This window comes from Marinobacter alexandrii (assembly GCF_005871205.1).
Taxonomy (GTDB): domain Bacteria; phylum Pseudomonadota; class Gammaproteobacteria; order Pseudomonadales; family Oleiphilaceae; genus Marinobacter; species Marinobacter alexandrii.
Map to the genome: position 1 here is coordinate 531,168 of NZ_SWKM01000014.1, position 11,050 is coordinate 542,217.

Annotated in this window: 11 protein-coding genes and 1 pseudogene; 3 read left to right on the top strand and 9 right to left on the bottom strand. The window is 55.6% G+C overall.

Going from position 1 to position 11,050, the window contains the following annotated elements; translation table 11 throughout:
- Positions 1 to 7: 7 nt before the first annotated feature.
- Positions 8 to 1,249, bottom strand: coding sequence for a saccharopine dehydrogenase family protein (locus FCS96_RS16180; protein ID WP_138441407.1), 1,242 nt, complete (start codon positions 1,247 to 1,249; stop codon positions 8 to 10).
- Positions 1,250 to 1,281: 32 nt separating this feature from the next.
- Positions 1,282 to 1,698, bottom strand: a complete 417-nt coding sequence (locus FCS96_RS16185) for a hypothetical protein (RefSeq protein WP_138441408.1) — start codon at positions 1,696 to 1,698, stop codon at positions 1,282 to 1,284.
- Positions 1,699 to 1,907: 209 nt separating this feature from the next.
- Here FCS96_RS16185 and FCS96_RS16190 point away from each other — a divergent pair, with 209 nt between their 5' ends.
- Both FCS96_RS16190 and FCS96_RS16195 read left to right on the top strand, forming a co-directional pair.
- On the top strand, positions 1,908 to 2,237 hold the full coding sequence (locus tag FCS96_RS16190) for a hypothetical protein (protein ID WP_138441409.1): 330 nt from the start codon (positions 1,908 to 1,910) through the stop codon (positions 2,235 to 2,237).
- A 15-nt stretch (positions 2,238 to 2,252) separates the two neighbouring features.
- Entirely contained in the window at positions 2,253 to 2,732 is a 480-nt protein-coding gene (locus FCS96_RS16195; protein WP_138441410.1) for a hypothetical protein, read from the top strand.
- A 15-nt stretch (positions 2,733 to 2,747) separates the two neighbouring features.
- Here the strand turns inward: FCS96_RS16195 and FCS96_RS16200 are convergent, their stop codons facing one another.
- From FCS96_RS16200 to FCS96_RS16210, 3 genes are all read right to left on the bottom strand, one after another.
- Positions 2,748 to 3,590: a putative RNA methyltransferase gene (locus FCS96_RS16200; RefSeq protein WP_138441411.1), complete on the bottom strand. Its 843-nt coding sequence runs from the start codon at positions 3,588 to 3,590 to the stop codon at positions 2,748 to 2,750.
- A gap of 107 nt (positions 3,591 to 3,697) precedes the next feature.
- Positions 3,698 to 4,639 (bottom strand): electron transfer flavoprotein subunit alpha/FixB family protein, encoded by a 942-nt coding sequence (locus FCS96_RS16205; RefSeq protein WP_138441412.1) that lies wholly within the window; start codon positions 4,637 to 4,639, stop codon positions 3,698 to 3,700.
- Positions 4,640 to 5,389 carry an electron transfer flavoprotein subunit beta/FixA family protein gene (locus tag FCS96_RS16210; protein WP_138441413.1) on the bottom strand — a complete coding sequence of 250 codons (750 nt, stop codon included), beginning with the start codon at positions 5,387 to 5,389 and terminating at the stop codon, positions 4,640 to 4,642.
- A 527-nt stretch (positions 5,390 to 5,916) separates the two neighbouring features.
- Here FCS96_RS16210 and FCS96_RS16215 point away from each other — a divergent pair.
- Positions 5,917 to 7,569, top strand: coding sequence for an electron transfer flavoprotein-ubiquinone oxidoreductase (locus FCS96_RS16215; protein WP_138441414.1), 1,653 nt, complete (start codon positions 5,917 to 5,919; stop codon positions 7,567 to 7,569).
- Between the two features lie 114 nt (positions 7,570 to 7,683).
- Here the strand turns inward: FCS96_RS16215 and FCS96_RS16220 are convergent, their stop codons facing one another.
- The 4 genes and pseudogenes from FCS96_RS16220 to FCS96_RS16235 all read right to left on the bottom strand — a co-directional run bounded on the left by FCS96_RS16220 (position 7,684) and on the right by FCS96_RS16235 (position 10,327).
- Positions 7,684 to 8,145: an FKBP-type peptidyl-prolyl cis-trans isomerase gene (locus FCS96_RS16220; RefSeq protein ID WP_138441415.1), complete on the bottom strand. Its 462-nt coding sequence runs from the start codon at positions 8,143 to 8,145 to the stop codon at positions 7,684 to 7,686.
- A 209-nt stretch (positions 8,146 to 8,354) separates the two neighbouring features.
- Positions 8,355 to 8,912, bottom strand: coding sequence for a DUF1285 domain-containing protein (locus tag FCS96_RS16225; RefSeq protein ID WP_138441416.1), 558 nt, complete (start codon positions 8,910 to 8,912; stop codon positions 8,355 to 8,357).
- A gap of 31 nt (positions 8,913 to 8,943) precedes the next feature.
- A pseudogene (locus tag FCS96_RS16230) lies at positions 8,944 to 9,726 on the bottom strand (radical SAM protein); the annotation flags it as partial.
- Positions 9,727 to 10,012: 286 nt separating this feature from the next.
- Positions 10,013 to 10,327 (bottom strand): antitoxin Xre/MbcA/ParS toxin-binding domain-containing protein, encoded by a 315-nt coding sequence (locus FCS96_RS16235; RefSeq protein WP_092033719.1) that lies wholly within the window; start codon positions 10,325 to 10,327, stop codon positions 10,013 to 10,015.
- Between the last annotated feature and the right edge of the window lie 723 nt (positions 10,328 to 11,050).

An 11,050-nucleotide genomic window follows, 5' to 3' on the forward strand; every position in this document is an offset into this window, starting at 1 on the left:
CTGAGGATTACCGGGTTTCCAGAACCTCAAACGTGAGACCGGCGTTGCGGGTCAAACGGTCCAACAGGCTGCCGTTCAGCAGGGAGGACGGTGTCCAGAAACCGCCCTCTTTCTCGGCCGGAATGTCGAACGCCAGGCACATACCGGCTTCGCCCAACATTTTGCCCGTTGAACCATAGCCGGGGTCCTGATCTCCGGTGACCTTGGTGATGATAGTTTTGCCGTCCTCGGTGCGCCCCACGAACCGCAGGTCGTAGTATCCTGCTTTCTGGGCTTCCGGGCTGGGCCCTTCACCGGGCTGGGGCACGAACTTCTCCACCAGCCAGCGCGAGGGCTTGATGGCCGACGCCGTGAAGAAAGCGGCAAGGCCGCTGGTGATGCCGTAGGCCGCCAAACGGCCTTTCATGCCCCGGCCCGTCATCATCGCTTCATCGTAGGTGAATTCCTTACCGTAACGCGCGTTCTGCAGCGCGTTCGAGCGGTGGATGATGCGGGTGTTGATCGCCCCCATCACAAACGGCGCCAGCCAGACGTTAAAGGTCTTATCGTACTCGGCGCCCTTGAGGCTGGGCTGACGGGCCTCGGAGCGATGTCCTGCCGGAGAAATGGAAAACGGGTTGGCCAGTTCTTTGCGCAGCTTAGGATCCGCTCCAGCTTCTTTGGCGATGTTCATCATGGAGGCCACAGTGCCACCGGAGAACTCGCCCTTGAGGGCCTTTACCCGCATCCGGACATTCTGACACGGCTCACCAAATGTCTGCTCGGCTTGCTGCTGAAGAAACCAGACGCCCATGTCGGATGGAATGGAATCGAAGCCGCAGCAATGGACAATGCGCGCACCGGAGGCTTTGGCCTCGTCTTCATAGCGGTCGACCATTTTGCGGATCCATTGCACTTCCCCCGTCAGATCGCAGTAATCCGTTCCAGTACGCACGCATGCCTGAACCAGAGGTTCACCGTAAAGCGCATAGGGACCCACGGTGGAAATAATCACACGGGTCTGGGCACACATGGCCTGCAGTGCCTGCTCATCGGCGGCATCGGCCAGGATGACGGGAAGATCCTTGGCCTTGCTGCCAAGGTCGCTTTTCAGAGTATTCAGTTTGGATTCGGAGCGCCCGGCAATGGCCCAATTTACCGTTTTCCCTAGTCCATAGGTCTCAAGCAGATAACGGGTGAGAATTTGGCCAACAAAACTGGTGGCGCCAAATACGACCAGATCGTAGGTCGTCTCTGCTGATTTAGTCATTGCTCATCCTTTGCGTTTCATATGATTGATTTTTAAGCGGCCGTGCGTGGCGCGCGGGCGCCCATCACAACCATAAACACGGCGACACCCAGCCCCCAGAAGCCGTTAAGAAGCAGGCCACCAACCCAGGTCTGAGCCGACACTTCGAGACCTTTCATCGGAAACACTACCAGCATGGCAACCGCTGTTGGCCCGACCGCGCCCAACAAAATATGGCCGAGCCAGTACTTAGCCCCGGCCAGGCGGCCAACGAGGAGCCAAAGCACCATACCCCAGAGACCGCCAAAAAACGCTAAAGAGAGAACTGCAGGCACGCCCAGTGGCGGCACCGGCGTTAAGTTGAAGGGTGCCATCGGGACGACGCCAGCTAGATAAAAAACCACGAACAGGCCCTGATGGAAGACCAGAGTTGCAAGAAAACCGGCGATAAATGCTTTAATCCAGACCATAATGAGTCCCTGTCAGTGTATTATTCTTTAGTCTTAAGTGGTTGATTCTGCACAGCGCAGCAACACACTGCAAATGTTATTGTCATTGCTGTGCCAGAGGCCGCTTTCCATGCCGCCAGGTGCATTTGCGTCGGCTGGGCCAATCGCTTGTAATCGTTAATGGGGCAGACTGCCCAACAGAATTCAAGATGACGCCGAGGAGGTACACATTGATTACAACCCTGTTGATAGTAAGCCTGGCTCTTGCCGTTTTCAGTGGCTTTCTGTGTTGGCAGGTCATTGAACAGCGCAAGATGATCGCGCAGATGATGGAGTCCGACGACATTGATGGCGAAGCTCCAGATCCCGAGCTGGTGCTAACCATGCGAGTGCTGGACCCGATCGCCATCGCCAAGCGGGAATCCCGCTCAGGTCGCATGCTTGCCGACAAGCTGCCGGTCATGGTGCGGAAAATGGTCTACCAGGAAGTGATGAAAGAGCTGGAGACCGAGATGGCGGAGCGGGAAATCGATGTCCACATGCACATTGAATACCGCTAGGAGAGGATCGATAGTATGAGCACTTCCCTGATCATCCCGGCGGTCCTGCTACTCGCTTCGCTAATCGCGTTGGGCTTCACGCTAAGCCAGTTGCAAGCTTCACGACGACAGCTGAGGATTCTCAATGCTCAACGAATTGCCGCCCAAAGCGATATTCAGAAACGCAGGATGGAATTGGAGGAGGTCCGCAACCGGGCAAAATTACTTGAAGACACGGTGTCCGGCGGCGCCAGTGCCGTGGAGAGGGTTCACAAAGCGATTTCCAACACCACATTTGGCCTGATCGACCTATTTTCCCGGGACGAAGAGTTCCGCCAGAGCGCCCGAAAAGCGCGCGACACCCACGATCAAACCAGCACGACGGTGTACAAGACCGTTCGCACCACCAACAAGGCTCTGCATATTCTCGCCGACACCCTGATCATTGGGAAGGCTGAGAAGCAACTCGCCTCGAGAAAACCAGGCGGCAGCGACTCACCCAAGACGGGAAAATGACCCCTATGGCGGCAATCAGAGCTTGGCGAATCGCTGCAGCGTAACGTCTACCGTAACCGTAAGCTCGCTCAGATTCGCCGCCCGCGCCCGGCCCTCGGCACTGGCACGATAAAGGTGCGGCGTCATCGCCAGCAAATCGGCAATCACCGTTTGCCCCGTCAGGGTCAGGGTATGGCGAACCGGCTCAGACGCCACCAGCCTGAAGCCTTCTGGCGCGGTCTCGTTTCTGGGCCTTTCCGGTTTCAGTTCCGGATAGATGATTTCCCTCAGTTCCCGAAGGTGATCAGGTCCCGCATCCACCTGCAAAACCAGGCCCCCTGATTTCAGGACACGATGGAATTCACCATAAACCGGGAAGCCGAAAAGGCACAGTACGGCATCCAGCGTGCCGGGCAATACCGGCAGATTGGCGTTACTGCCCACCACCCAACTTATCCGTTTATCCTGCTTGGCTGCAGCCAGCACCGCCCACTTGGAAATATCCAGACCGACAACAGCCGCCTCCTGGGTTTCGGGCAGTGATTCGGCCAGGCGCCGGGTGTAGTGGCCCTCGCCACAGCCAGCATCCAGTAAACGGACCCGTTCAGCTTCCGGCAAGACGCCTGCTGCGGCCCGGTTTACGGCGTCTGAGATGGTGTTGTAGAAGCCGGCGTTCAGGAAACGCTGCCGCGCGGCTACCATGTCTTTGCTGTCCCCGGGATCGCGGGATCGCTTCTTCTGCACAGGTAACAAATGCACATAGCCCTGGCGGGCAATGTCATAGCTGTGTCCGGCCTCGCAGCGCCAGCTCTTACCATCACGGTGCAGGGTCTGGCCATCAAGTGGGCACGCCAGTGCATCAAAGGGAATGAGGGACATGAGAAAAATTCCGACTATCAGGATGATTCGGTAACTCAGGCGCGCCTATTTTATGACCGCCCAACAAAAAAGGCACCCGAAGGTGCCTTTTTCAAGCGTTGAGAAAGTTACAGAACTTTCTTCAGCTCTTCTTCCAGCTGCGGTACTGCTTCAAACAGATCCGCTACCAGGCCGTAATCGGCCACCTGGAAGATCGGCGCTTCTTCGTCCTTGTTGATCGCAACGATCACCTTGGAGTCAGACATACCGGCCAGATGCTGGATGGCACCGGAGATGCCCACGGCAATGTACAGCTGCGGAGCAACAATCTTACCGGTCTGGCCAACCTGCATGTCGTTCGGTACGAAACCAGCGTCGACAGCAGCACGGGATGCGCCAACTGCAGCACCCATCAGATCGGCTACCTGCTCCAACATTTTGAAGTTGTCGCCGTTCTGCATGCCACGACCACCGGAAACAACGATACCGGCGCTTGCCAGATCAGGCCGGTCAGACTTGGCCAGCTCTTCGCTTACGAATTGGGACAAGCCAGCGTCTTTTACAACGTCCAGCTGTTCGACAGCTGCGGAACCACCTTCACCAGCAACTGGGTCGAAAGCGGTCGGGCGAACGGTAATAACTTTGATGCTGTCACTGGATTTTACAGTGGCAATCGCGTTACCTGCGTAGATCGGGCGAACGAAGGTGTCTTCGGACTCCACACGCATGATGTCGGACACCTGCGCAACGTCCAGCAGTGCAGCAACGCGTGGCATGAAGTCCTTGCCCACGGTGCCAGCAGCGGCCAGGATGTGGCTGTAGCCCTTGCCTACTTCGGCAACCAGCTCACCCAGGTTTTCACCCAGGAAGTGGCCGTAGGCAGCGTTGTCGGCAACCAGTACCTTGTTAACGCCTTCAGCCTTGGCAGCAGCTTCGGCAACGGCGCTGCAGTTCTCGCCGGCAACCAGGACGTCGATGTCTCCGCCGATGGCCTTGGCGGCCGCTACAACATTCAGGGTAGCCTGCTTCAGGCTGCTGTTGTCATGTTCAGCAATTACAAGGATGCTCATTTAGATCACCTTCGCTTCGTTCTTCAGTTTATCGACGAGCTCTGCAACGTCTGCCACTTTCACGCCAGCCTGACGGGAAGCAGGCGCTTCAACCTTCAGGGTGGACAGGCGCGGGGCGATGTCGACGCCCAGATCAGCCGGGCTCATGGACTCGAGCGGCTTCTTCTTCGCCTTCATGATGTTCGGGAGCGAGGCGTAACGTGGCTCGTTCAGGCGCAGGTCTGTGGTAACAACCGCCGGCAGTTTCAGTGACACGGTCATCAGACCACCGTCTACTTCGCGGGTTACGTTAACCTTCTCGCCTTCAACAACCACTTCTGACGCGAAAGTGCCCTGCGCCATGCCGGTTAGTGCTGCGAGCATCTGGCCAGTCTGGTTGTTGTCAGAATCAATGGACTGTTTGCCGAGAATAACCAGCTTCGGCTCTTCTTTCTCGACAACACTTTTCAGCAGCTTGGCCGCTTCGAGGGACTGAACCTCGTCGTCGGTTTCCACGTGGATACCACGGTCAGCGCCCAGGGCCAGTGCAGTTCGAATCTGCTCCTGTGCAGCTTTCGGGCCGATGGAGACCACCACGATTTCACTGGCAACACCCTTCTCTTTCAAGCGAACCGCTTCTTCAACAGCGATTTCACAGAACGGGTTCATTGCCATCTTGACGTTGGCGAGATCAACACCGGTGTTGTCCGGCTTGACGCGCACCTTTACGTTGTAGTCGATTACTCGTTTTACAGCGACCAGAACCTTCATAGATTCCTCGTTCTTCTACGATGGGTTTAAAGACTCGCAATCAGAAACACTCTTTTGCGACCCCGCAGCTGCGGACCTCGGAGTATTCTTGATTCCTGTAGTTTCGACGTGAAGCCGGAATTATGGGCCTTCACATCGAACGTTACAAACAGCTTCCTCACGCGGGGCCTGCTGTCACGGCGGACTAATACTGCAGGCAAAGGGTGAACGGGTCAATAGTCCCGCTCTGACGCGCCAGGAGCGTTTTTCAAGCTGATTGGCCAGTGTTGACTGTGCCAGCCAGTGAGACGATACTAAAAAACGCCTCAGAACACACGATGTTTCGGTGTACACGTACAATGCCAAAGGAGAGACAGAATTTCAAACAAACGTTTGTTTGATTCTGCAAATACGATACCCTCTCCGTTAATAGTCGGTGTTATCGGCTTCGGGCAGTCGTCTATAGGCAGTTTTACCGGTATGATGACGCCCCAGAATTCCGCCTACGGGCACACAATATCCATTAAAAGAAGTTTGAGGAGACCAACGTGGAACGCGAATCGATGGAGTTTGATGTTCTTATCGTCGGCGGCGGGCCTGCAGGCCTGTCGGCAGCTTGCCGTGTCATGCAGTTGGCACAGGAAGCTGGCGAAGAACTCACCGTATGCGTGGTAGAGAAAGGTTCCGAAATCGGCGCGCACATCCTTGCCGGTACCGTGTTCGAGCCCACTGCCCTCAACGAACTCTTCCCGGATTGGAAAGAGAAAGGTGCCCCGCTGAATACGCCGGTCACCCGCGACGACATCTTCCTGCTGAAGAACCAGGAAAAAGCCACGAAGATCCCGAATGGTTTCGTGCCCAAGAACATGCACAACCATGGCAACTACATTATTAGCCTGGGCAACCTGTGCCGCTGGCTGGCCGAACAGGCCGAACAGCTGGGTGTTGAGGTTTACCCTGGCTTCGCCGCTTCCGAGACCATTGTCGAGGATGGCCAGGTTAAGGGCATCATCACCGGTGACATGGGCGTAGCCCGTGACGGCTCCGAGAAAGACGGCTACATGCCGGGCATGGAGCTACGCGCCAAGTACACCCTGTTTACGGAAGGCTGCCGCGGTCACCTGGGCAAGCGCCTGATCAATGACTTCAAACTCGACGAAGGCAAGGATCCCCAACACTACGGCATCGGCATTAAAGAGCTGTGGGACATTGATCCTGCCAAGCACGAGCCAGGCCTGGTCGTACACACTACAGGCTGGCCGCTGAGTGAATCCGGTACAACCGGCGGCTCTTTCCTTTATCACCTGGAAAATGGTCAGGTTTACGTGGGCCTGATCACCGATCTGTCCTACAGCAACCCGCACCTGAGTCCGTTTGAAGAATTCCAGCGCCTCAAGCTGCACCCGGAGATCTCCAAGTACCTGGAAGGCGGCAAGCGTGTTTCCTACGGCGCCCGTGCTATCTCCAAAGGTGGCTACAACGCACTGCCGAAGATGAGCTTCCCCGGTGGCCTGCTGCTTGGCTGTGATGCCGGCACTCTGAACAGCTCCAAGATCAAAGGCTCCCACACCGCCATGAAGTCCGGCCTGTTGGGTGCCGAAGCAGTGTTCGAAGCCCTGAAAGAAGGCAAGAGCGGTGAGGAGATCACCAGCTTCCAGCAGCGGTTCGAGGACAGCTGGCTGTACAAGGAGCTTTACGCTGAGCGTAACTTTGGTCCGGCCATGCACAAATTCGGCAACATCGTTGGTGGTGCGATCGCATTCGTCGAGCAGAACATCCTGCGCGGCAGCCTGCCAATCACCTTCCACGACACTATCCCGGATTACGCCACGCTGAAGCCTGCCTCTGAAGCCAAAGAGATCAGCTATCCGAAGCCGGACAACAAGCTGACCTTTGATCGCCTCTCCTCGGTGTTTATCTCCAACACCAACCATGAGGAAGATCAGCCGGTTCACCTTAAGTTGACCGATCCGGACATCCCGCTGAACGAGAACCTGCCGAAGTACAACGAACCAGCGCAGCGATACTGCCCGGCGGGGGTTTACGAGGTTGTCGAAAAAGAAGACGGCAGCGGCAAGAAATTCCAGATAAACGCCCAGAATTGTGTTCACTGCAAGACCTGTGACATCAAGGACCCTGCTCAGAACATCAACTGGGTAACGCCAGAAGGCGGCGGTGGTCCCAACTACCCGAACATGTAAGTTCGGGTAGCGAAAGACGGCCCTTTATTGGGCCGTTTTTTTTGCCCCGATTTTCTTTCAGGCATAAAAAAACGGCTCCAGATGGAGCCGTTTTCGCAGACACTTCAGAAAAGCTTAGTGAGCGTGACCGTGCTCTTGCTCTTCGTCAGTCGCATCGCGCGCTTCAACAACTTCTACGTCGAAGTGCAGGGTCTGACCTGCCAGCGGGTGGTTGGCATCGATGGTAACGGTTTCTTCGCCAACTTCTACAACACGAACTACCTGGGGGCCGCCCGGAGTCTGCGCTTGGAACTGCATGCCAGGCTCGATGGTATCGACGCCTTCAAACGCAGAGCGGGGAACCGGCTGAACTAGCTCTTCGTTCAGCTCACCGTAACCCTCGGCCGGCTCAACAGATACCTTGACCTGATCGCCTGGGTTCTTTTCATTCAGTGCACTTTCCAGTCCACCGATAATGTTCTGAGCACCTTCCAGGTATGACAGTGGCTCACGACCTTCTACACGGGATGAGTCAAGCTCCTCTCCCTGATCATTGGTGAGCGTGTAATGGATGGTGACAACACGAGGTTGGGCCATGTGATCTCCTTGCGTGTCGCAATGACTGTTTGATTGAATTAAGGCAATCGAAAGTGATCTTGAACAGCCGGACTGCACAGAGGGACTGACGACCACCGGGCCTCGTTAGAGAGCCAGGCTCATAACAAGTGTGAAAACACAGTTTAACAACTGACTTAATGCGTTTTCTACCGTCATTGATGGGGACGCGGTAGGGGTTTTCAACCACACTACCCGATTTTGTAGAAATTTCCGTTACTGAACACGCCCAGCTCAGGCCCAGCCCGCCCTTCACGTTCAACAACGTGCTCCGCCAGATCATAAAATGCGGCGGTTACCAGTCTTGCTGTTACGCCGTGGCGCACATGAATAATCGGGCGAGGTTCATCGGTGCCGAGGTAGCGGCCGACGTCCAGCGGGTGGTCTTCGCCAATCTCCAGGACTTCGCCAACGTTCGTGGTCAGCTTGATAACCTGCTCAGCCCCCCCAGCTTCCACTGTCAAGGAATGGGCCAGCAATGGAGCATCGTCCACCTGAATGCGCCATTTTTCCACCGGCGTAACCAGATAGAACTCACCATCGTCTTCAAGACGCAGGATCGTCGAGAACAGTCGAACAATGGCCTCACGAGCAAGGGGTTCGCCCTTGTAGATCCACTGTCCGTCCCGGGTCACACGCAAATCCATGTCGCCGGACAATTCGGGCTGCCACTGATCGAGGGGCGGGTGTCCTGGACTTTTCGAAGCTTCCCCGACCTGATTGGCAATGGTCTCCGGATTCTGACTCATGCAACAACTCCCACTAGCATCGAAAGAACAACTATAAGCCACGCATCCACTCAGCCCGGAGCGGTGCAGCCCCCGGGTTGGTAATCGCGAATTCGACCTGCTCGAGCATTTTCTGCTTATCCCGCCCCAAGGTGCCCTTCAGAACCAGGTAGTTTGAGGCGTGGTCGCTCCGAAAGATCGTCCGGTTAAGGTCCAGATGCTCCAGGAACAATCGAATCTCCTCGAACAGACCTCGCTGAGACAGAGGTACGAAATCATCCCCAAATCCGGATCGGAAACGCTCCTCCCCCTGCGGAAAACTAACCACCAGGGTCGACAGGTAATCCGGCTGGGTTTCATTGCACAGAGACGCAGTGTTGATGGCGTGTTGCCGTGACAGGCTCTCTCCACCCAGACCGTTGAGCACCATCACCGAGCTGGTCAGGCCGGCCTCTCGGATCTTCACCAGCGCCGAACGGGTGGATTCCCAGGATTCACCCTTGTTCACCCGGTTGAGGATCTCGTCGTCGCCGGACTCCATGCCCACGTATAGAATCTGCAGGCCTGCTTCTTTCAGCTGGACCAGCTCTTCCACCGTTTTCTTGGCCAGGTTACGCGGCAGACAGTAGCTGGACACCCGTTGCAGGTCCGGAAAGGCAGTCCTGAGATCCGCCAGAATTTCCAGCAAACGCCGGGTCGGCAACACCATGGCGTCGCCATCGGCGAGAAAGACCCGGCGCACCCCACCCAGACTGCGGGCGGCCTTCTCGATGTCCGCACGAACGTCCTCAGGCTTGCGGGCCCGAAACTTCTTCTGGGGTTGCGTGTACATCTCGTTGCTATAACTATAAAAACTATCCCAATCGAGTGAGTGAGTGCGTAAATGCTCATTTTCTATATTAGTACCTGTACTAAACATGAATACTAAAACTCTCGTTGGGACTACCTACCAAGATTGAGGACAAAGCCCGCTCGCCGCAAGAGGCGATAAAAAAGGATCTTATGCTCACCCAGTGGTCGCAAATCGAACATTACGACGGGATATTTGACAAGATTTCCTGCACAGAGCTCTATCATTTCGCATATTCGTGTTTTGAGTAGACATAAATCCTAGGGTAGGCTCAACTGAAATCACCATGCTCAATTTTTTGAAGCACCGACGCTATCCGGCAACAACCGTCAGGGGTACCCAGCAGGTCGCAAGGTCTTTCATCTTCAAGCCCTGGAATCGGGCGCTGGATCCACTCCAGTGCTTGTTCCCGAGATTCCAAGATTCGTATCGACTGATGAACAACGTCGACTGAGTGCCGCGTGATGACCAGTTCCAATCCAATCGGCACCATCCGTTCCCACTCTCGAAGCGTGTCTGGAATCGGGGCGTCTGGGTCACACTGGGACACGAGATCACCCAAGTTGTAGGATTTTCTTTCCGTCATCCAGATCCCTCCGACTTGGCATCAAAAGTCCATTCTCCACCGAACAATCCACAAAAGGAAGGCGTCTTACGTTGCTCATATCGCGGCCTGTGGGCACTAGCGAGAGAATAGTAAGCTAAGAGTCTCCACATCAACATAAATTGGCTGCGCTTGGGTCGCAAAGCGAACATTCAGATGGTCCGATAACGCCAGCGGTATCCGGCACCGCAGCACAGGGAACCATAGCCCGAAAGCGATATGGTGTCCGGTTGACCGCCCGGTTAGGAACCGTTTACCCGTTGTTTTGCTTTTGGTACTCATTATCGAACGCCAACTCCCAATACTTTGTACCAGCTTGACCCAAAGCACCAGGAACCAGAGTACCGAACAAGCAGGCTTTCCCTTAGGCTAAACGGGATAGCCACGCAACCTTTGGACTGAATAACCGGCCGAAGGCGATAACCGACAAGGGGTGTGTTACTGCCGATGCCAAACCCCTGAACCGCCCTAACGGCCATCGGAGAGAAATTCCTGGTCAAACCACAGAGCAGACCGATAGCGTCTGGCCCCAAGGCCAACCTGATGATGGCCTTAGATCTGCTTTTGAATCCCTCTAACCCGGATTTCTCATGAGGGGGTAAAAGAAAGCGGCTGAAAGCGGTATAATTTCAGGACCTTACACCGTTCACTAAGCACCAACAGCCGCTATCCGAAATGGTACCTGAAAAACTGACCTTCTCGCCA